This is a genomic window from Buttiauxella agrestis ATCC 33320 (genome assembly GCF_000735355.1).
Taxonomy (GTDB): domain Bacteria; phylum Pseudomonadota; class Gammaproteobacteria; order Enterobacterales; family Enterobacteriaceae; genus Buttiauxella; species Buttiauxella agrestis.
The window spans coordinates 1-21,386 of sequence record NZ_JMPI01000053.1; the positions used below are offsets into that span (position 1 = coordinate 1).

General features: G+C 49.3%; 21 protein-coding genes, 1 pseudogene and 1 other annotated feature. Of the genes and pseudogenes, 10 read left to right on the top strand and 12 right to left on the bottom strand.

Going from position 1 to position 21,386, the window contains the following annotated elements; genetic code table 11:
* Window positions 1–445 precede the first annotated feature (445 nt).
* The 3 genes from clpB to rluD form a co-directional block, all read right to left on the bottom strand.
* Window positions 446–3,019, bottom strand: a complete 2,574-nt coding sequence (clpB, locus tag GBAG_RS15390) for an ATP-dependent chaperone ClpB (RefSeq protein WP_034497776.1) — start codon at window positions 3,017–3,019, stop codon at window positions 446–448.
* Between the two features lie 130 nt (window positions 3,020–3,149).
* Window positions 3,150–3,881, bottom strand: a complete 732-nt coding sequence (gene yfiH, locus GBAG_RS15395) for a purine nucleoside phosphorylase YfiH (protein ID WP_034497778.1) — start codon at window positions 3,879–3,881, stop codon at window positions 3,150–3,152.
* The gene (gene rluD, locus GBAG_RS15400) at window positions 3,878–4,858 is read right to left on the bottom strand and encodes a 23S rRNA pseudouridine(1911/1915/1917) synthase RluD (protein ID WP_034497779.1); all 981 of its coding nucleotides are present in this window, start codon (window positions 4,856–4,858) and stop codon (window positions 3,878–3,880) included. Before rluD ends, yfiH begins: the two co-directional genes overlap by 4 nt.
* Before the next feature lie 130 nt (window positions 4,859–4,988).
* Here rluD and bamD point away from each other — a divergent pair, with 130 nt between their 5' ends.
* The 4 genes from bamD to pheA all read left to right on the top strand — a co-directional run bounded on the left by bamD (window position 4,989) and on the right by pheA (window position 7,750).
* Window positions 4,989–5,726 carry an outer membrane protein assembly factor BamD gene (gene bamD / locus GBAG_RS15405; RefSeq protein ID WP_034497781.1) on the top strand — a complete coding sequence of 246 codons (738 nt, stop codon included), beginning with the start codon at window positions 4,989–4,991 and terminating at the stop codon, window positions 5,724–5,726.
* Window positions 5,727–5,998: 272 nt separating this feature from the next.
* A complete protein-coding gene (gene raiA / locus GBAG_RS15410) occupies window positions 5,999–6,337 on the top strand; it encodes a ribosome-associated translation inhibitor RaiA (RefSeq protein WP_034457302.1) in 339 nt (112 codons plus the stop codon).
* 104 nt (window positions 6,338–6,441) lie between these two features.
* Window positions 6,442–6,568: a sequence feature (Phe leader region), on the top strand.
* A complete protein-coding gene (gene pheL, locus GBAG_RS23000; RefSeq protein ID WP_193216298.1) occupies window positions 6,443–6,490 on the top strand; it encodes a pheA operon leader peptide PheL in 48 nt (15 codons plus the stop codon). (Overlaps the previous feature by 48 nt.)
* Before the next feature lie 21 nt (window positions 6,569–6,589).
* Window positions 6,590–7,750, top strand: a complete 1,161-nt coding sequence (pheA, locus tag GBAG_RS15415) for a bifunctional chorismate mutase/prephenate dehydratase (protein WP_034497782.1) — start codon at window positions 6,590–6,592, stop codon at window positions 7,748–7,750.
* 29 nt (window positions 7,751–7,779) lie between these two features.
* Here pheA and GBAG_RS15420 read toward each other — a convergent pair whose 3' ends face one another.
* The 3 genes from GBAG_RS15420 to aroF all read right to left on the bottom strand — a co-directional run bounded on the left by GBAG_RS15420 (window position 7,780) and on the right by aroF (window position 10,933).
* The gene (locus GBAG_RS15420) at window positions 7,780–8,655 is read right to left on the bottom strand and encodes an SMP-30/gluconolactonase/LRE family protein (protein WP_034497784.1); all 876 of its coding nucleotides are present in this window, start codon (window positions 8,653–8,655) and stop codon (window positions 7,780–7,782) included.
* Window positions 8,656–8,729: 74 nt separating this feature from the next.
* Complete coding sequence (gene tyrA, locus GBAG_RS15425) at window positions 8,730–9,851, bottom strand: bifunctional chorismate mutase/prephenate dehydrogenase (RefSeq protein ID WP_034497786.1); 1,122 nt, start codon at window positions 9,849–9,851, stop codon at window positions 8,730–8,732.
* Window positions 9,852–9,862: 11 nt separating this feature from the next.
* Entirely contained in the window at window positions 9,863–10,933 is a 1,071-nt protein-coding gene (aroF, locus tag GBAG_RS15430) for a 3-deoxy-7-phosphoheptulonate synthase AroF (protein WP_034497787.1), read from the bottom strand.
* 288 nt (window positions 10,934–11,221) lie between these two features.
* Between aroF and GBAG_RS15435 the strand changes: the two genes are divergently transcribed.
* Window positions 11,222–11,593: a DUF2799 domain-containing protein gene (locus GBAG_RS15435; RefSeq protein WP_034497788.1), complete on the top strand. Its 372-nt coding sequence runs from the start codon at window positions 11,222–11,224 to the stop codon at window positions 11,591–11,593.
* A 57-nt stretch (window positions 11,594–11,650) separates the two neighbouring features.
* Here the strand turns inward: GBAG_RS15435 and rplS are convergent, their stop codons facing one another.
* From rplS to ffh, 5 genes and pseudogenes are all read right to left on the bottom strand, one after another.
* The gene (gene rplS / locus GBAG_RS15440) at window positions 11,651–12,001 is read right to left on the bottom strand and encodes a 50S ribosomal protein L19 (protein ID WP_034457314.1); all 351 of its coding nucleotides are present in this window, start codon (window positions 11,999–12,001) and stop codon (window positions 11,651–11,653) included.
* Window positions 12,002–12,041: 40 nt separating this feature from the next.
* Window positions 12,042–12,810, bottom strand: a pseudogene (trmD, locus tag GBAG_RS15445) (tRNA (guanosine(37)-N1)-methyltransferase TrmD).
* A 45-nt stretch (window positions 12,811–12,855) separates the two neighbouring features.
* A complete protein-coding gene (rimM, locus tag GBAG_RS15450) occupies window positions 12,856–13,404 on the bottom strand; it encodes a ribosome maturation factor RimM (protein ID WP_034497792.1) in 549 nt (182 codons plus the stop codon).
* 18 nt (window positions 13,405–13,422) lie between these two features.
* A complete protein-coding gene (gene rpsP / locus GBAG_RS15455; RefSeq protein WP_034457320.1) occupies window positions 13,423–13,671 on the bottom strand; it encodes a 30S ribosomal protein S16 in 249 nt (82 codons plus the stop codon).
* Between the two features lie 137 nt (window positions 13,672–13,808).
* Complete coding sequence (gene ffh / locus GBAG_RS15460) at window positions 13,809–15,170, bottom strand: signal recognition particle protein (RefSeq protein WP_034497794.1); 1,362 nt, start codon at window positions 15,168–15,170, stop codon at window positions 13,809–13,811.
* A 173-nt stretch (window positions 15,171–15,343) separates the two neighbouring features.
* Between ffh and GBAG_RS15465 the strand changes: the two genes are divergently transcribed.
* Both GBAG_RS15465 and GBAG_RS15470 read left to right on the top strand, forming a co-directional pair.
* Window positions 15,344–16,132: a cytochrome C assembly family protein gene (locus tag GBAG_RS15465; RefSeq protein WP_034497796.1), complete on the top strand. Its 789-nt coding sequence runs from the start codon at window positions 15,344–15,346 to the stop codon at window positions 16,130–16,132.
* A 25-nt stretch (window positions 16,133–16,157) separates the two neighbouring features.
* Entirely contained in the window at window positions 16,158–17,444 is a 1,287-nt protein-coding gene (locus GBAG_RS15470) for an HlyC/CorC family transporter (protein WP_034497798.1), read from the top strand.
* A gap of 70 nt (window positions 17,445–17,514) precedes the next feature.
* Here the strand turns inward: GBAG_RS15470 and grpE are convergent, their stop codons facing one another.
* Window positions 17,515–18,099, bottom strand: coding sequence for a nucleotide exchange factor GrpE (grpE, locus tag GBAG_RS15475; protein ID WP_034497825.1), 585 nt, complete (start codon window positions 18,097–18,099; stop codon window positions 17,515–17,517).
* Between the two features lie 130 nt (window positions 18,100–18,229).
* Between grpE and nadK the strand changes: the two genes are divergently transcribed.
* The 3 genes from nadK (at window position 18,230) to bamE (ending at window position 21,386) form a co-directional block, all read left to right on the top strand.
* Window positions 18,230–19,108, top strand: a complete 879-nt coding sequence (gene nadK, locus GBAG_RS15480; protein WP_034497800.1) for an NAD(+) kinase — start codon at window positions 18,230–18,232, stop codon at window positions 19,106–19,108.
* A gap of 86 nt (window positions 19,109–19,194) precedes the next feature.
* The gene (gene recN / locus GBAG_RS15485) at window positions 19,195–20,856 is read left to right on the top strand and encodes a DNA repair protein RecN (RefSeq protein WP_034497802.1); all 1,662 of its coding nucleotides are present in this window, start codon (window positions 19,195–19,197) and stop codon (window positions 20,854–20,856) included.
* Between the two features lie 188 nt (window positions 20,857–21,044).
* Entirely contained in the window at window positions 21,045–21,386 is a 342-nt protein-coding gene (gene bamE, locus GBAG_RS15490; protein WP_034497803.1) for an outer membrane protein assembly factor BamE, read from the top strand.

Consider the following 21,386-nt stretch of genomic DNA (forward strand, 5'->3'; position numbering starts at 1 on the left):
GATGCTCAAAAATTAACTTTCGTAATAATTCAACTAAATGAATTACTGCTTGGTCACTCTTCAAGACTTGATATTTTTTTGATACCCGAAGGTATCTGAGATATCAATCCTGCGAGTGCCCACACAGATTGTCTGATAAATTGTTAAAGAGCAGTGAGCTAGGCGCTTTCGCTTGCTAACTCGAGGTGGCGTATATTACGCTTTCCTCTTTCAGAGTCAAGCGTTTATTTTCGCTTTTCATCTGGCTGACGGGCCGGTTTGTAAGCCGTTGTGCCGTGTCAGTGGAGGCGCAGTATAGGGATTTTCTGGAGGCTGACAAGTACTAAAATACAAAATACTTACCGACCGCTCACTTTCCAGGCAATACACCTTTAAAAACTCTCATCTCGCCTGCTTTTTAAACAAAAACGAGCCCGGAAGGGCTCGTTTTTGTCTTTTATGTGACTTACTGCACTGCCACAATATGATTGTCTTTTACTTCCAGGTGTACAGCTTTCCCAGGAATCAGCTCTCCAGAAAGGATTTGCTGAGCAAGTGGGTTCTCAATTTGCTGCTGGATAGCGCGTTTCAACGGTCTTGCACCATACACCGGGTCATAACCATTCTCGCTAAGCAGCTTCAGCGCCTCTTCAGAGATAGTGACTTCATAGCCACGGTCTTCGAGACGTTTATACAAACGCTGCAACTGAATCTGCGCGATAGAAGCGATGTGTTTTTCACCCAGAGGATGGAACACCACGACTTCATCTATACGGTTAACGAATTCAGGACGGAAGTTCTGGCTAACAACGCCAAGTACAATGTCCTTCATATGACCATAATCCAACTCGCCGAAACGTTCCTGAATCAAATCGGAACCGAGGTTAGAGGTCATAATTACAACCGTATTACGGAAGTCGACCGTTCTCCCCTGCCCATCAGTCAGGCGTCCGTCGTCCAGCACCTGTAATAGGATGTTGAACACATCCGGGTGCGCCTTCTCAACTTCATCCAACAGAATGACAGAGTAAGGACGACGACGAACCGCTTCTGTCAGATAACCGCCCTCTTCGTAACCAACATACCCCGGAGGCGCACCGACCAAACGAGAGACCGAGTGTTTTTCCATAAACTCGGACATATCGATACGCACCATTGCGTCATCGCTATCAAACATAAAGTTCGCCAGCGCTTTGCACAGTTCGGTTTTACCTACACCCGTTGGCCCAAGGAACAGGAACGAGCCTATTGGGCGGTTCGGGTCAGACAAGCCCGCACGGCTACGGCGAATTGCATTCGATACGGCTTCAACCGCTTCATTCTGCCCAATAACACGAGTATGAAGTTGTTGTTCCATACGCAGCAGTTTCTCGCGCTCACCTTCAAGCATTCGCGCCACAGGGATCCCCGTCCAGCGTGCCAGCACTTCCGCAATTTCTGCATCAGTGACTTTATTACGCAAAAGACGCATGGTTTTCCCTTCATTCTGAGTGGCAGCTGCAAGCTGTTTCTCAAGCTCAGGAATTTTCCCGTATTGCAATTCAGACATTCTGGCCAGGTCGCCGACACGGCGAGCCTGTTCAATGGCAATTTTCGCCTGCTCCAGCTCCGCTTTAATCGTCTGTTCACCAGAAAGGGATGCTTTCTCAGCTTTCCACTCTTCTTCCAGCACGGAATACTCACGTTCTTTTTGCCCTAATTCTTCTTCAAGCATACTTAAACGTTTCTGGCTGGCTTCGTCAGACTCTTTCTTCAGTGCCTGCTGTTCCAGTTTGAGCTGGATAATTCGACGATCCAGACGGTCAAGCTCTTCTGGCTTCGAGTCAATCTGCATACGAATGCTGGAAGCCGCTTCATCAATCAGGTCGATGGCTTTATCCGGCAACTGACGGTCAGCGATGTAACGGTGCGATAGCGTCGCAGCCGCAACAATCGCCGGGTCCGTAATTTGCACGTGGTGGTGCAATTCGTAGCGTTCTTTCAGCCCACGCAAAATCGCGATGGTGTCTTCTACAGTAGGCTCGGCAACAAATACTTTCTGGAAGCGACGCTCAAGTGCTGCATCCTTCTCTATATACTGACGATATTCATCAAGTGTGGTCGCACCGACGCAATGAAGTTCACCGCGAGCCAGTGCTGGTTTTAGCATGTTGCCCGCATCCATTGCACCGTCAGCTTTGCCTGCACCAACCATAGTGTGCAATTCGTCAATAAACAGGATGACATTACCTTCCTGTTTAGAAAGGTCGTTCAACACACCTTTAAGACGTTCTTCAAATTCGCCACGATATTTCGCACCAGCCACCAGCGAGCCCATATCCAGAGCCAATACACGTCGCCCTTTCAAACCTTCCGGCACTTCACCATTAATAATGCGCTGCGCCAGGCCTTCAACGATGGCGGTTTTACCCACACCTGGTTCACCGATTAATACCGGGTTGTTTTTGGTACGACGTTGCAATACCTGAATAGTACGACGAATTTCTTCATCACGGCCAATCACCGGATCGAGCTTGCCTTGTTCTGCACGCTCGGTCAGATCGACGGTATATTTTTTCAATGCCTGACGTTGGTCTTCGGCACCTTGATCATTCACGTTCTCGCCTCCACGCATTTGCTCAATTGCTGCTGTCACATTTGCCGTGGTAGCACCCGCTGATTTCAGTAAATCAGTTAATGTTCCGCGTGATTCAAGTGCTGCCAGAACAAATAACTCTGACGAAATGAAGTTGTCATTTCGTTTTTGCGCCAGTTTGTCACACAGGTTTAATGCACGGACTAAATCCTGCGAAGGCTGAACGTCACCGCCCGTCCCTTCAACTTGTGGCAAACGGCTTAATGCTTGCTCGATCTCAGTACGCAGCTTTCCGGCATTTACACCAGCAGATGTCAGTAATGGGCGTACAGATCCGCCTTCCTGATTGAGCAACGCGCTCATCAAGTGAAGGGGTTCGATAAATTGGTTGTCGTGCCCGAGAGCCAGAGATTGGGCATCGGCGAGAGCAAGCTGGAATTTATTAGTAAGACGATCCAGACGCATAACTCCTCCCATAAACAGGTCAAATTTGCTACTGGAGATTAAATGAGGTCATCCCTCAATTATTCAAGGTTAATGACCTGAAATATTTGAAGCGTTTGTTACCTGCGTTGGATCGTCTTGATTCAATAAGTTATATCAGCCAAATGAAACTTGCCATACGGCCTGTGGTTCTGTCGCGTCGATACGAGAAAAAATCACCCGCTTCGCTGTAGGTACAACGGTCGCCACCAAAAATTTGGGTAATGCCTACAGCTGACAAACGCTGGCGGGCCAACGTGTAGATGTCTGCGATGTATTTATCCCCATACGGGCGAAATGCGCTGTCGGCCTGAATATCTTTGGCCATAAACGCTTCACGCACTTCAGGGCCAACTTCAAATGCTTCAGGTCCGATAGCCGGGCCAAGCCACGCCATAATATTTTCTGGCGCGTCTTTAAAACAAGCTGCGGTTTCTTCAAGAACGCCTTCGCACAGGCCGCGCCATCCAGCATGAGCAGCCGCAACTTCCGTTCCGGCCTTATTACAGAATAGCACCGGCAGGCAATCAGCAGTCATTACCGCACAAACAGTACCTGGCGTTGAGCTATATGAAGCATCAGCACGTTTGGACAGATAAGGTTCGCCAGTCAGTTTTAAGACTTCTTTGCCGTGAACCTGCTCTAACCAAACAGGCTTAGAGGGCAACATTGCTGCGGCAAAGAAAAGGCGACGGTTTTCTTCGACATCATCCAGATTATCACCGCAGTGAGCACCCAGATTAAGCGAGTCGTAAGGCGGCTGACTCACGCCGCCAATACGTGTCGAACTGCACGCAGCCACTCCTTGAGGAAGCGGCCAATGCGGGACGATCAATTTACTCATAGCCAGTCCAGTTGGTCCTTGTGAAGCTCTGTATCAACGCGCAACGCTTCAATTAACTCGACCATATCCTGAGGAATTGGCGCATGCCATTCCATCAACATACCGCTGATCGGGTGATGGAGGCGCAGCATAGTTGCGTGTAAAGCCTGCCTGTCAAACTTACGCAGCACGCTGACAAACTCTTCCGACGCACCTTTTGGTGGGCGTGGACGACCACCATAAAGCTGATCGCCAACCAACGGATGAGTAATATGCGACATGTGTACACGAATCTGGTGAGTACGGCCGGTTTCCAGACGCAGACGCAGACGCGTATGCACACGGAAATGTTCCATGATTCGATAGTGTGTAACCGCAGGTTTACCCATTGGATGCACAGCCATATGTGTACGTTTGGTCGAATGGCGACTGATTGGCTCATCTACTGTGCCACCTGCCGTCATATGACCAATTGCGACTGCTTCATACTCACGCGTAATTTCGCGTAATTGCAAAGCCTCAACCAGGTGAGTTTGCGCCGGTACTGTTTTCGCCACCACCATCAAACCGGTGGTGTCTTTATCCAGACGATGCACAATGCCCGCACGCGGCACATCGGCAATCGGTGGATAATAATGCAGCAGTGCATTTAGTACGGTTCCGTCAGGATTACCCGCACCAGGATGCACAACGAAATCACGCGGCTTGTTAATCACCAGAATATCGTCATCTTCATAGACAATATTAAGCGGGATATCTTGTGGTTCCCAGCGCACATCCTCTTCGATTTCTGCATTGATTGTGACGCTCTCGCCACCCAATACTTTTTCTTTTGGCTTGTCGCTGATCGTGCCGTTAACCAGCACGCGTTGTTCAAGAATCCATTCTTTTATGCGCGATCGTGAATAATCAGGGAACAATTCGGCCAAAGCTTGATCTAAGCGTTGACCGAGTTGAGATTCGGACACTGTTGCGGTGAGTTGTACTAGTTGTGCCATAGACAGCTTCTTCGTTAACGTTGGGTTTTACGGCAATGCCGTTTAATATAGTGTGCTATTGTAGCTGGTCTTTATCGGGAGCTGGTACTGTGAGCCTCCCGGATAACATTCTGAGGAAAGTCAAAACGTCATGACGCGTATGAAATATCTGGTGGCAGCAGCCACGTTGAGCCTGGCTTTGGCTGGTTGCTCCAGTTCCAAGGATGAGGTTCCTGATAATCCACCTTCTGAGATCTATGCGACTGCCCAGCAAAAGTTGCAGGACGGTAACTTTAAAGCGGCGATAACGCAACTGGAAGCGCTGGATAACCGTTATCCGTTCGGGCCTTACTCACAGCAAGTGCAGTTAGATCTTATTTACGCTTACTATAAGAACGCTGATTTGCCGCTGGCTCAGGCTGCGATCGATCGCTTTATGCGTCTGAATCCTACCCATCCAAACATCGACTACGTACTTTACATGCGTGGTCTGACGGATATGGCGTTGGATGATAGCGCATTACAAGGTTTCTTCGGTGTAGATCGTTCAGACCGAGATCCTGCTCATGCTCGTGATGCTTTCAACGATTTCTCTAAACTGGTTCGTGGTTATCCGAACAGCCAGTATGTCACCGATGCCACCAAGCGTCTGGTGTTCCTGAAAGATCGTTTAGCGAAATATGAGCTTTCGGTGGCGCAATACTACACTAAACGCGGCGCGTGGGTTGCAGTAGTTAACCGTGTCGAAGGAATGTTGCGCGATTTCCCTGATACTCAGGCCACTCGTGATGGTCTGAAGTTGATGGAAAATGCTTACCGCGAAATGCAAATGCCGGCTCAGGCCGATAAAGTTGCTAAAATTATCGCGGCTAATAGCAGCAAAGCCTGATTCGCTGATTTATAAAAACAAAATGGCAGCCCTGGTGGCTGCCATTTTTATTGCCTGAAACACCAAACTGAAACGGTTTAGCTTCAGGTCATCCCATCAAATATGGACGCTATTTCTTCGTTCCACAAGCTTTAAAAACAGAGATCCTGTCCTGCCTCACAAAAAGGGTTTGCTGACAAAAAGTGACAAAATAGTGTGATTCACATCACACATTTTGACATTCAGAAAGGTATGCTGGAGTTACCAAGACGGGAAAGACAAGAGGTAACTTTATGACAATGAACATTACCAGCAAGCAAATGGAAATCACCCCAGCTATTCGTCAGCACGTCGCAGACCGTCTCACTAAACTGGACAAGTGGCAAACTCATCTAATTAATCCACACATTGTTTTGTCCAAAGAACCGAAAGGATTTGTGGCTGATGCCACCATTAATACGCCAAACGGCCAGCTCGTAGCGAGCGCTAAACACGATGATATGTATACGGCTATCAACGATTTGATTAACAAACTGGAGCGGCAGTTGAATAAAGTGCAACACAAAGGTGAAGCGCGTCGCACAGCAGGCTCAGTGAAAGACGTTGCTATCGCGGAAATTGAAGAAGAGTAAATTTTAGCTTTATCAATCATACCAACGCGCCTCCGGGCGCGTTTTTTATTGACAGAGCGAAAACAGACCGGGTACCTTACTTGTACGACTTATCAGGAACCGCCCATGAAATTATTTCCGTTTTTCTTCGCATTCTTTTTTACCTTCCCCTGAATGGGAGGCAATTCGTCGTGTGATAAAGAATGCGAAGACGAACAAACAGGCCTCCCCCAGCGGGGAGGCCTTTTTTATGGAATTTAAAAAGGTAGCGTTATGAGTGAGACAAACCCATTGCTGGCACTACGCGATAAAATCAGTGCACTGGATGTAAAACTGCTGGCTTTGCTGGCAGAACGTCGCTTGTTGGCTGTAGAAGTCGGAAAGGCGAAACTTGCGACTCATCGCCCAGTGCGTGATATCGATCGTGAGCGAGATTTGCTGGAGCGCCTGATTACTCTGGGTAAAACGCATAATCTGGACGCCCATTACATCACTCGTCTGTTTCAACTCATCATTGAAGACTCAGTCCTGACACAGCAAACGCTATTGCAGCAGCATCTTAATCAAACTAATCCGCAATCAGCTCGAATCGCGTTCCTCGGCCCAAAAGGTTCTTACTCGCACCTTGCCGCTCGTCAGTACGCCGCTCGTCACTTTGAACAGTTTATTGAAAGTGGCTGCGCTAAGTTCCATGACATCTTCAACCAGGTTGAAACGGGCCAGGCCGATTACGCCGTCGTACCGCTAGAAAACACCAGCTCAGGTGCCATCAATGATGTGTACGATTTATTACAACACACCAGCTTGTCTATCGTTGCTGAAATGACCGTGCCAATCGACCACTGTGTGTTAGTTAATGGCACAACCGATCTGAACACTATCCAGACGGTGTACAGTCATCCGCAACCGTTCCAGCAATGCAGCCAGTTCATTAATCGCTACCCGCACTGGAAAATTGAATATTGCGAAAGCACCTCTGCGGCGATGGAAAAAGTGGCTCAGGCAAATTCTCCACTTGTTGCAGCTCTGGGCAACGAAGCCGGCGGTGCGCTTTATGGTTTACAAGTTCTTGAACGCAACCTGGCAAACCAGACACAGAACATTACCCGTTTCATTGTGTTGGCACGCAAAGCGGTAGAAGTGACCGACCAGGTCCCTGCCAAAACGACCTTGCTGATCGCTACCGGTCAACAAGCTGGTGCTCTTGTAGAAGCGCTGCTGGTTCTGCGTAATCACAATCTGATTATGACGAAACTGGAATCTCGCCCGATTAACGGCAATCCGTGGGAAGAGATGTTTTATCTGGATGTTCAGGCAAACCTGAACGATGAAACGATGCGTAAAGCTCTGCGCGAACTGGGTGAAATCACTCGCTCCATGAAAGTGCTCGGCTGCTATCCAAGCGAAAACGTAGTGCCTGTCGATCCGGCATAACACTGGTAGTAAGCCAGCGCCATGCTGGCTTACTGCGTCTGTTTAAACTTCAGTTTGGGCATTCCCGCAACCGCGACGCCGAGCATAAAAATCGCCCCAGATAATGGCTTCGCAGCAACTTCTGCATCATCCATATTTTCTCGCGTCGTTGTGATAAACAACGTTTTCATATCATCGCCGCCAAAGCACACCATTGTCGGGCATCGCACCGGTAACCGGTATTCTTCAAGTATTTCACCGGTCGGCGATATACGGGCAATCCGATAACCATCAAACAATGCTGTCCAGTAGCAGCCTTCCACGTCAATTGCGGCGCCGTCAGGAATGCCTTGCCCTGGCTCGAAACGCTTAAACACTTCGCGTTTTCCCGGTTCACCTTGCTCATTTAAAGGGGTTCGGTAAATCACTCGATTTGGCGTATCGGAGGTAAACATCCATTTTTTATCTTCACTAAACGCTAAACCATTAGCCCCGTGAATATCATGTTGGATGACATGCGGCGTCAGATCGTTGTCCACGCGGCACAGTAACGCACCGTTGTAATCGCCCGGTCCCCAAAATGTTCCGGCGTAAAAACGCCCTTCTCTGTCAGTTCCACCATCATTAAAACGAGCCAAAGCCGGATTATTGGGATTATCACAAACTTTACGAGTGATAAGCCCAGTGCGATTCGTGAGATAAATTCCACTTCGCAGCGCAACAATAAAACCGCCCGTTTCGCATAAAGCAAAACAGCCGACTTCCTCTGAAAATTGGATTACATCGTGTTTTTTGCTTTCGACGTTATAGCGATGAATTTCATTTTCGAGAATGTCTGTCCAGTAGAGGCAATTTTCTTCTGCACTCCATGTCGGGCATTCAGGTAAGTGACCGGTGTAATCGAACAGAACCTGCGGCTGTGCCATTTCTCTATCCTTTTGCCAATAAAAAAAGCCAACGAGTTGCCCCGATGGCTTTCAATTATAAAACTATTTCACAATTACGGGCGGCTATCATTAGCCTGGCGTAATAAAGTGCGGCTTTCACTCTGGAAGCGCTGTGCGTAATCACCAAACCAGTGTTCAACCTTACGGAAGCTGTCGATAAATGCTTGTTTATCGCCATGCTCTAGTAAGCCTATGGCCTCACCAAAACGTTTGTAATAGCGCTTAATCAGATCCAGATTGCTTTCTGAAGACATAATAATGTCTGCGTAAAGCTGCGGATCTTGTGCGAACAAGCGCCCTACCATTGCCAGTTCCAGACGATAAATCGGCGATGAAAGCGCAAGCAACTGCTCTAACTGAACATTCTCTTCAGCCAGATGAAAACCATAGGCAAAGGTTGCGAAGTGGCGCAGCGCCTGAATAAACGCCATATTCTGATCGTGTTCAACTGCGGTGGAGCGATGTAAACGTGCCCCCCAAACCTGAATCTGCTCCAGGAACCACTGGTACGCTTCCGGCTGGCGACCATCACAATAAACCACGACTTGCTTCGCAAGGCTTCCGCTATCAGGGCCAAACATAGGATGCAGACCGAGCACAGGTCCCTGATGTGCAGCCAACATAGCTTGCAATGGGCCATTCTTCACGGATGCGAGATCGACCAGAATACAGTCATCAGGCAGCCGGGGTAATTGAGCGATAACCTGTTCTGTGATGTGAATCGGAACACTCACAATCACCATACCAGCATCAGCCATTAACTCTGGCGCTTTAGCCCAGTCTTCTTTTTCAAGAATACGAACCTGATAGCCTGACAAAGTGAGCATCTTTTCAAACATGCGCCCCATCTGACCGCCACCACCGACGATAACCACCGGGCGTAACGCAGGAAACAGTGTTTTGAAACCTTTGTCGTTCTCGCTTGAGTAAGACTCTCGCATCACGCGGCGCAGAACATCTTCAATCAGATCAGGTGGAACTCCCAAAGCTTCAGCTTCTTTGCGGCGTGAAGCCAACATTGCAGCTTCACGTTCCGGGACATAAATCGGTAAACCATACTGGCTTTTGACTTCGCCAACTTCTGCTACCAGTTCCAGGCGGCGTGCCAGTAGCCCCAGCAACGCCTTATCCACTTCGTCAATTTGATCGCGTAGCGCGGTCAATTCAGCCACCATAGTAAAACCTCTTATGCCTGACGCGCCGCAAGCGTACCGTTCAGATCTTTATGAATCTCACGCAGTAAAGTCTCTGTCGTTTCCCAATCGATGCATGCATCTGTTACAGAAACACCGTATTTCATTTCACTGCGAGGTTGCTCTGAAGATTGATTTCCCTCGTGGATGTTACTTTCAATCATCAGGCCAATAATAGAACGATTGCCATCTTTGATTTGAGCGACAGCTGATTCAGCGACGCCCGGCTGGCGGCGGTAGTCTTTGTTTGAGTTGCCATGGCTGCAATCTATCATCAAGGCCGGGCGGAGTCCCGCCTGCTCCATCTCTTTTTCACACTGCGCCACATCTGCCGGGCTGTAGTTTGGCGCTTTGCCGCCGCGTAAAATCACGTGGCCATCAGGATTTCCCTGAGTTTGCAGTAAGCAAACCTGGCCCGCCTGGTTGATGCCGACGAAACGGTGCGGCATAGATGCGGCACGCATCGCATTGATCGCAGTACCGAGGCTGCCATCAGTACCATTTTTGAAACCAACTGGCATAGAAAGGCCGGACGCCATTTCACGGTGAGTCTGAGATTCAGTAGTACGCGCACCGATTGCAGACCAACTGAACAGATCGCCTAAGTATTGCGGGCTGTTTGGATCAAGCGCTTCGGTCGCCAACGGCAGGCCCATGCTGACCAGCTCTACCAGCAAGTTACGTGCGATTTTCAAACCACCTTCAACATCAAACGAACCGTCCATATGAGGATCGTTAATCAATCCTTTCCAGCCCACAGTAGTACGTGGCTTTTCAAAATAGACGCGCATCACGAGGTACAGACTATCGCTGACTTGTTCAGACAGTGTTTTAAAACGACGAGCATATTCAATCGCGGTTTCAGGATCGTGGATTGAGCAAGGTCCACACACCACCAACAGACGAGGATCGCGGCCAGCGATAATGTTGGAAATCGTCTGACGGGACTGTTCAATCTGCGCTTCCTGAGCGGCAGTCAGCGGGAATTCCGCTTTCAATTGGTCCGGAGTGATAAGTACCTGTTCGTCAGAAATATGAACGTTGTTCAGCGCGTCTTTTTGCATGATGGCGATCCTGTTAGCTCGTTTGCGATAGTCGTTTCCTCAGTGAGGATGGAGCTACCTTATCATCTTTAGTAAAGATTGCAATCCATTTTACGTAAACAATACGTTACACAAACAAAATAATTGCCGTTTAAGGCACATTTAAACATTATAATCGTAAATAAAAATATACACCCTGCATAAACAAGCCCGTTTCCTGCGCATTCAAGCATTCTTTAAAAAATAACGTCATGGGGAACCATAACCACTCTATGCTCAGAGAATACCCTTTGAAATGGATATCCCCGAATGCGTTACTTAGCTCTGATTCCTGCCTTGTTATTGACTGGCTGTTATGTCGACCCCTATACCCATGCCCCAACCCCCTCCCCCACCGACTGGTATCAGGCTGGCTGGGATGATGCGATGTCGGGACAACCCATAAGAAGCAACCCTGTCATTGCGCATTTGCATAACGATGAAAATGTTGACCGTGAGGAATGGTTAAAAGGTTATGCCGGTGGCCAGGAGCGGATTTGTGATCCTAAATTTTTAGAGATCCTGGGAGAAAGCGGAAAGTCGTTCCCAGCCAGCTGCGAAACACTTCCGGATGTAGCCGAGCGGCAAGCGCAATGGGAAAAAGCGAGTCGTAAAGGCTTTCAGGACTCTTTCATGCATTAAGCAAAAAAAAGGGCTGCCAAATGGCAGCCCTTTATATGGATGTCGCGTTAGCGAATCTTACTTAGTCAGACGCTCTTTAATACGAGCAGACTTACCAGTGCGCTCACGCAGGTAGTACAGTTTAGCTTTACGAACGGCACCACGACGTTTAACAGTAATGCTATCGATTACTGGGGAGTGAGTCTGGAATACACGCTCAACACCTTCGCCGTTGGAAATCTTACGAACAGTGAATGCAGAGTGCAGACCGCGGTTACGGATTGCAATAACCACGCCCTCAAATGCCTGCAGACGTTTTTTAGAACCTTCAACGACCCATACTTTCACTTCCACGGAATCACCCGGACGGAATGAAGGTACATCCTGTTTCATCTGTTCTTGTTCAATTTGCTTAATAATGTTGCTCATAATTTTGTCTCTTATCCTGGGTAAACTGATAATCGGGGGCTTACGCCATCCCATCATGTTTATGTTGCTGTATTTGCGTGTTCACGTTGGAACTCCGCCAGCAACCTTGCTTGCTCTTCAGTCAGAGCCAGGTTTTCCAGAAGTTCAGGTCTTCTAAGCCAGGTACGGCCCAGCGACTGTTTCAGGCGCCAACGGCGAATATCTGCATGGTTTCCCGACAGCAAAACTGGCGGAACCTCCATGCCTTCTAACACTTCAGGACGAGTATAGTGTGGGCAGTCCAGCAATCCATCGGCAAACGAATCTTCGATTGCTGATGCCTGATGACCCAAAACTCCCGGAATAAACCGTGAAACTGAGTCAATCAATACCATTGCTGGTAACTCACCACCACTGAGAACGTAATCGCCGATTGACCATTCTTCATCAATTTCGGTTTGGATTACACGCTCATCTATCCCTTCGTAACGGCCACAAACCAGAATTAACTTCTCATTTGTTGCCAGTTCACAGACGCCTTCTTGATCAAGCTTGCGTCCCTGAGGTGACAGATAGATAACCTTAGCACCTTCCCCCGCCGCTGCTTTCGCTGCGTGGATAGCTTCCCGCAAAGGATTTACCATCATGAGCATACCCGGTCCGCCGCCGTAAGGACGATCGTCCACGGTACGGTGTCGGTCATAAGTGAAGTCACGTGGACTCCAGCTCTGGATGCTCAGCAGGCCATTTTTTACTGCCCGGCCAGTTACCCCGAAATCGGTAATTGCACGAAACATCTCTGGAAACAGGCTAACTACACCAATAAACACAAGCCAATCCCCATAACGCCGTCTTTTACCGTTTATCCGGAGGTTTTAAAAACCAGGATCCCAATCTACTTCAATGGTTTGAGTAGCGAGATCGACTTTCTTGATAACCTGCCCATCGAGGAACGGAACCAGCCGCTCCTTGATACCGAACGCATCTTTCAGGTTTGCCTTAATGACGAGAACGTCATTTGAGCCGGTTTCCATCATGTCGATGACTTTACCGAGCTGATATCCCTGAGTCGTTACCACCTGGCAACCCATAAGGTCTTTCCAGTAGTAATCGCCCTCTTCGAGACCTGGCAATTGCGCTGAATCAATCACAATTTCGCAATTAGTGAGTAGATTCGCCGCATCCCGATCGTCAACGCCTTTCAGCTTGATGATCAGATCCTGATTGTGGTGCTTCCAGCTTTCCAGCTGTACTTGCTGCCACTGACCCGCCTTCTGGATAAACCAGGGCTGATAGTCAAAAATGCTATCGGCGTCTTCGGTGGAGGAAAACACTCTGAGCCAACCTCGAATACCGTAGCAGGATCCCATCTTACCCAATACGATTGGGTTAACAGGTGCCTTTGCGGAGATTTGATTGCTCATCATGACCACCGTGACAGATTAAGCTGCTTTTTTTGCTGCTTTGATCAGCGCAGATACGCGATCAGAAACGGTTGCGCCTTGGCCAACCCAATGCTCGATGCGATCCAGATCCAGGCGAGTTGCCTCGTCTTTTTCGCCAGCGATAGGGTTGAAGAAACCAACGCGCTCAATGAAGCGACCGTTACGTGCATTACGGCTGTCAGTAACAACAACCTGGTAGAACGGACGCTTTTTAGCGCCGTGACGTGCTAAACGAATAGTTACCATAACATCCTCTTTAGTGAATAAAACACCAGGCCCCATCGAGGGATGGAGCCTGGTGTCATATTAAAAGCCCGAAAATTGTACTCATTCCTGAGCGGAAATCAATTTTTGTTTTACAAGCAAAACAAAAATTACAGAAATTAACGGCCTGGGAAACCTGGCGGCATCATACCTTTCATGCCGCGCATCATTTTCGCCATTCCGCCTTTCTTCATCTTTTTCATCATGCGTTGCATGTCGTCGAACTGCTTAAGCAGACGGTTGACGTCTTGCACCTGCATACCCGCACCCATCGCGATACGACGTTTACGTGAACCTTTGATAATCTCTGGCTGCGCACGCTCTTTGAGCGTCATGGAATTAATAATCGCTTCCATACGCACCAGAACTTTGTCATCCATTTGCGACTTAACGTTATCCGGCAACTGCCCCATACCTGGCAGTTTGCTCATCATACTCGCCATGCCGCCCATGTTTTTCATTTGCTTGAGCTGGTCAAGGAAGTCGTTGAGATCAAACCCATCGCCCTTCTTGAGTTTGGTGGCAAGTTTTTCCGCCTGAGCACGGTCAACTTTGCTCTCAATATCTTCGATAAGCGACAGAACATCGCCCATCCCCAGAATACGAGAAGCGATACGATCCGGGTGGAAAGGCTCCAGCGCTTCGGTCTTTTCGCCCACACCGAGGAATTTAATCGGCTTGCCGGTGATATGACGAATGGAAAGAGCCGCACCACCGCGTGCATCACCGTCGACTTTGGTCAGTACGACCCCCGTCAATGGCAACGCTTCGTTGAAAGCTTTTGCGGTATTTGCCGCATCCTGGCCGGTCATGGCGTCGACAACAAACAGAGTTTCAACTGGGTTAATCGCAGCGTGAACCTGTTTGATTTCGTCCATCATCGCTTCATCAACGTGCAAACGACCGGCGGTATCCACCAGCAGCACGTCAAAGAATTTCAGCTTCGCTTCTTTCAGCGCAGCATTAACGATATCGACCGGTTTTTGACCAACATCAGACGGGAAGAAATCGACACCGACTTGTTCAGCCAGCGTTTCCAACTGTTTGATCGCCGCGGGGCGATAAACGTCAGCAGACACCACCAGCACTTTTTTCTTGTGCTTCTCACGCAGGAATTTACCTAACTTACCTACGCTTGTGGTTTTACCTGCACCTTGCAGACCCGCCATCAGCACAACGGCTGGCGGCTGTGCTGCAAGATTCAGGCTGGCATTCTCGTCGCCCATCGCCGCAACCAGTTCGGCGCGCACGATTTTGACGAACTCCTGACCCGGAGTCAGGCTTTTGTTAACTTCATGGCCAACCGCTTTTTCTTTTACGCGGCTGATAAAGTCACGCACCACCGGCAGCGCAACGTCCGCTTCCAGCAATGCCATGCGCACTTCGCGCAGTGTTTCTTTTACATTCTCTTCAGTCAGCCGCCCGCGGCCGCTGATATTGCGCAGTGTGCGCGACAGACGGTCAGTTAAATTATCAAACATTGTCTTTTGCCTAACGTGGTAACTTAGGGCCGCAGCTTGCGACACAAAACAGAATTTGGCGGATTATAACATGAAGCCGCCTTTGGTGTGATGCAACGGTTAGAGTTGGAGCAGGCGGCAGGTAACGTTATACTGGTTTTTTTTCTTCTCTGGCTAATTGACCGACACTTTATATGCCTGTTTTCGCAATCCTTGCGCTTGTAGCCTATTCCAGCAGCCTCGCGCTGATTATCCCAAGTCTGCTGACAAAAAACAGCGGATGGCGGCGTTTCGCTATCATCTCTGCTGTTATCGCGCTGGTAAGTCACGGCCTGGCGCTTGAAGCACGTATTTTTAACGCTGACGGGGGGCAGAACCTCAGCTTGCTTAACGTCGGCTCACTCGTCAGTTTGATGATTTGCACGGTGATGACCATCGTTGCGTCACGTAATCGCGGTTGGCTACTGTTGCCAATTGTTTACGCATTTGCGCTCATCAATCTGGCGCTTGCCACCTTTATGCCCAATGAATTCATCACCCATCTGGAAACAACGCCGGGTATGATGGTGCATATTGGTCTGTCACTCTTTGCCTACGCCACGCTGATTATTGCGGCACTTTACGCGCTACAGCTGGCATGGATTGACTACCAGCTCAAAAATAAAAAACTAGCCTTCCGTGCTGAAATGCCGCCGTTGATGAGCATTGAGCGCAAAATGTTTCATATCACCCAAGTCGGCGTGGTCCTGCTGACGCTAACTCTCTGCACCGGCCTGTTTTATCTGAAAAATCTTTTCAGTCTCGAAAACGTCGATAAAGCGGTGTTGTCGATTCTCGCATGGTTTGTCTACATCGTTTTACTTTGGGGACACTATCATGAAGGTTGGCGTGGCCGCCGTGTGGTGTGGTTTAACGTCGCGGGTGCAGCGATTCTGACTCTCGCCTATTTTGGTAGCCGCGTCCTGCAACAATTCGTCGGCTAATGTTGTCTTTATAAAGGAAATCCTTTTGGAACAGATCTCAACGACTACGTTGATTGTCACACTGATCATCATGGTAGTCGTTTCAGCGTACTTCTCCGGCTCTGAAACCGGCATGATGACGCTTAACCGTTACAAGCTGCGCCACCTAGCCAAACAGGGCAACCGCGCCGCTAAACGGGTCGAAAAACTGCTTCGCAAGCCAGACCGCCTGATTAGCCTGGTGCTCATCGGTAATAACCTGGTCAACATTCTGGCCTCAGCCATTGGCACAATCGTCGGCATGCGTTTATACGGTGATGCTGGCGTTGCTATCGCAACCGGTATCCTCACCTTCGTGGTTCTGGTCTTTGCTGAGGTGCTGCCAAAAACTATCGCCGCGCTGTACCCAGAAAAAGTCGCCTTCCCGAGCAGCTTCCTGCTCGGCCCGCTGCAAATCCTGATGATGCCCCTGGTATGGTTGCTAAACATCATCACGCGTATGTTGATGCGCCTGATGGGTATCAAAAACGTCAGCACCGTCAGTAGCGCGCTAAACAAAGACGAATTACGTACCCTGGTGCATGAGTCACACACAAAAATCTCCCGTCGCAACCAGGATATGCTGCTCTCGGTTCTGGATCTTGAGAAAATGAGCGTCGACGACATCATGGTGCCGCGAAATGAAATCGTCGGTATCAATATCAACGACGACTGGAAATCTATCGTTCGCCAACTGACGCACTCCCCTCACGGGCGCATTGTGCTGTATCGCGACACGCTGGATGACGCCATCAGCATGCTGCGAGTGCGTGAAGCCTACCGTTTAATGACGGAAAAGCAGGAGTTCACCAAGGAAACCTTGCTGCGTGCATCCGATGAAATTTACTTTGTCCCGGAAGGCACGCCGCTCAGCGTGCAACTGGTAAAATTCCAGCGCAATAAGAAGAAGGTCGGCCTGGTTGTTGATGAATACGGCGACATTCAGGGATTAGTCACGGTCGAAGATATTCTTGAAGAGATTGTCGGCGACTTCACCACGTCAATGTCCCCAACACTCGCCGAAGAAGTGATGCCGCAAAACGATGGCTCCGTGATTATCGAAGGCAGTGCGAACGTGCGTGAAATCAACAAAGCGTTCAACTGGACGTTACCGGAAGATGAAGCACGCACCATCAACGGTATGTTGCTCGAAGAGCTGCAAGAGATTCCGGCTGTTGAAACGCGCGTGCGCTTAAGCCACTACGATATTGATATTCTCGATGTGCAGGACAACATGATTAAGCAAGTCCGCGTGACCCCAGTTACGCCGCTTCGCGAGAGTGTTCAAGAGTAAATCGCTTTTGTAGCAGACACAAAAAAGCCAGCCGCGAAGGCTGGCTTTTTATTTAAAGCAATAGTGCGAATTACGCTTTGGCTTTAGCCACAGAAACCATTGCTGCGCGCAGTGTGCGGCCATTAAGGGTGTAACCCTTTTGCATCACCATCAGCACATGGTTTGGTGCAACATCTTCGGACTCAACCATTGCAATCGCCTGATGGACATCCGGGTTGAACGGAACATTGGTCTCGCCAACCACTTCCACACCAAATTTACGCACCACATCCAGCATTGATTTCTGAGTTAATTCAATGCCTTCAATCATAGCGGCTAAATCGGTGTTGGATTTGTCTGCCACTTCCAGAGCGCGATCCAGGCTGTCGATAACCGGCAGCAGCTCGTTGACAAATTTGTCCAGAGCGAACTTGTGCGCCTTCTCAATATCGAGTTCGGTACGGCGACGGAGGTTTTCCATTTCCGCTTTATTGCGTAACACGCTGTCACGCTCGCGCTGCTGAACTTCTTCCAGTTGCGCTGTTAAATCGGCAATTTGTTCATCGCGCGGATCAACCACTTCGGCACCCTCTACGGCCTCGACTTCTTCGTGGCTTTCCATTGCAATTTCGTCCGAGACTTGCTCGTCTGGTGTTTTCTGATCTTTACTACTCATGAATTTCTCCGCGTTTTTAGCATTCATCTCGCTGGTTCGCTTATTATGGGGATCAGTTTCCGGGATTCAAGGGAACGTGACATATTGTCATAATAAGACGGCATATCTGCGCATAAGGACCTTCAGCATAATGAACAAACATTTCAACTGCATTGGTATTGTCGGGCATCCACGTCACCCTACAGCCCTCACCACGCATGAAATGCTGTATCGCTGGCTATGCAAAAAAGGCTACGACGTGATTGTCGAGCAGCAAATCGCCCAGGAACTTAACCTCCAGAATGTGAAAACTGGCACGCTGGCGGAAATCGGGCAACAAGCTGATCTTGCGGTCGTGGTCGGTGGCGACGGCAATATGCTAGGTGCCGCGCGTGTACTTGCCCGTTACGATATCAAAGTCATCGGCATCAACCGTGGCAATCTCGGTTTTCTGACCGACCTTGACCCAGACAACGCGCAACAACAACTGGCCGATGTGCTCGAAGGGCATTACATCGCCGAGCGCCGCTTCTTACTCGAAGCACAGGTGTGCCAGCAGGACACGCCGACGCGCCTGAGCACCGCTATCAACGAAGTGGTTCTGCACCCTGGCAAAGTCGCCCATATGATTGAATTCGAAGTCTATATCGATGAAGTCTTCGCATTCTCACAACGTTCCGATGGGCTAATAATTTCGACCCCCACTGGCTCAACGGCCTACTCACTCTCGGCAGGCGGGCCTATTCTTACCCCGTCGCTGGACGCCATCACACTGGTGCCGATGTTCCCGCACACGCTTTCTGCTCGCCCGTTGGTCATTAACAGCAGCAGTACCATCCGTCTGCGTTTCTCGCATATGCGCAGTGACCTTGAAATCAGTTGCGATAGTCAGATTGCCCTGCCAATTCAGGAAGGGGAAGATGTTTTAATTCGCCGCTGCGATTATCACCTCAATCTCATTCACCCTAAAGATTACAGCTATTTCAATACATTAAGCTCAAAACTCGGCTGGTCGAAAAAATTATTCTAAAAAGTGCTACTAGTTCTTTACTGTATATAAAACCAGTTTATACTGTATGAAAACACAGTCATGTCTTTTCATACAGGAAAGCTATTATGCTGGCACAACTCACCATCAGTAACTTCGCAATCGTTCGTGAACTGGAAATCGATTTTCATCACGGCATGACCGCCATTACCGGTGAAACAGGTGCCGGTAAATCTATTGCTATTGATGCCTTAGGATTGTGTCTTGGCGGCCGCGCTGAAGCTGATATGGTTCGTCAGGGTGCCAGCCGCGCTGATCTTTGCGCCCGCTTCTCTTTGAAAGACACCCCTGCCGCCCTGCGTTGGCTAGAAGAAAATCAACTTGATGATGGTCGTGAATGCTTGCTGCGCCGCGTTATCAGCAGCGATGGCCGCTCACGTGGCTTTATTAACGGCACGGCGGTTCCTCTTTCTCAATTGCGCGACCTCGGCCAGATGCTGATTCAAATTCATGGTCAACATGCGCACCAGCTTTTGTTAAAACCAGAGCATCAAAAAAATCTGCTGGATGGATATGCGGGTGAATCCGCACTGCTTTTGAAAATGGCAGAGAACTATCGCGACTGGCATCAAAGCTGCCGCACTCTGGCACAACACCAACAACTTGCTCAGGAACGCGCATCCCGCAGCGAATTACTGAATTATCAATTGAAAGAACTCAATGAGTTCTCACCGATTGCAGGTGAATTTGAGCAAATCGACGAAGAGTACAAACGTCTGGCCAACAGCGGGCAATTGATCTCCGTCAGCCAGCAAGCGCTGGCGATCCTTGCTGATGGCGAAGACAATAACCTGCAAAGCCAGCTGTATACCGTTCGTCATTTGATGGAAGAACTGGCGGGAATGGATAGCAAACTCTCCGGCGTATTAAATATGCTCGAAGAAGCTAACATTCAGATTTCGGAAGCCAGTGACGAGCTACGCCACTACTGTGACCGCCTCGATCTTGATCCGAACCGTTTGTACGAACTGGAACAGCGCATCTCGCGGCAAATCTCGCTGGCACGCAAACACCATATTTCTCCGGAAGAGCTGCCCGCTTTTCATCAGCAATTGCTCGAAGAACTTCAACAGTTAGACGATCAGGCCAGCTCTCAGGATGAACTGATGCAGGCGGTAGCCATCCATCATCAGCAAGCGCTTAGCACCGCACGCGAGTTACACCAGCGTCGCGCGCACTACGCGGCTGAACTTTGTGAGCTGATCACCGAAAGCATGCATTCTTTGTCTATGCCTCACGGCAAACTCGCCATTGACGTTGAATTCAATGAAAACCACCTGACAGCAGAAGGTGCGGACCGCATTGATTTCCGCGTCAGCACCAACCCTGGTCAGCCGTTGCAACCGCTGGCGAAAGTGGCCTCGGGTGGCGAGCTTTCACGTATTGCGCTGGCAATTCAAGTGATCACCGCACGTAAAATGGAAACACCAGCGCTGATTTTCGATGAAGTGGATGTCGGTATCAGCGGCCCAACAGCGGCAGTGGTGGGTAAATTATTGCGCCAGCTCGGCGAATCAACCCAGGTTATGTGCGTCACGCATCTGCCGCAAGTTGCAGGCTGTGGCCATCATCACTTCTTTGTCAGTAAAGAAACCGACGGTGAAATGACAGAAACTCACATGCAGCCGCTTGATAAGCGCTCACGCTTGCAAGAATTGGCTCGTTTACTTGGTGGCAGCGAAGTCACCCGTAATACACTGGCTAACGCAAAAGAGTTGTTGGCGGCATAACCTCATCGTTCAAAAAAGCACCAATCAGCTAGCATATTGTTAATTGAGCAGGTTTTAAGCCAACTTTTTTGCCGTACCAGGGTCAGAGTTAAGCGCCTTAATGTTTTAAACTGCGTAAAGGTTTATTATCATCGGCATATTATGAATGAGCCATGTGCTGCTCGGGCCCGAAAAGGAATCAAATCACTATGCGCTGTAAAACGCTGACTGCTGCCGCAGCGGTTCTTCTTATGCTGACCGCAGGCTGTTCCACTCTGGAGCGAGTGGTTTACCGCCCCGACATTAACCAGGGGAACTACCTGACACAGAACGATGTGTCAAAGATTCGTACTGGCATGACTCAACAACAAGTTGCGTATGCTCTGGGTACGCCAATGATGACCGATCCATTCGGTACAAGTACCTGGTTCTATGTCTTCCGCCAGCAACCAGGGCATGAAGGCGTAACTCAGCAAACACTGACTCTGAGTTTCAACAGCAGCGGTGTGTTGACCAACATCGACAACAAACCGAAGCTGGAAAAAGAATAA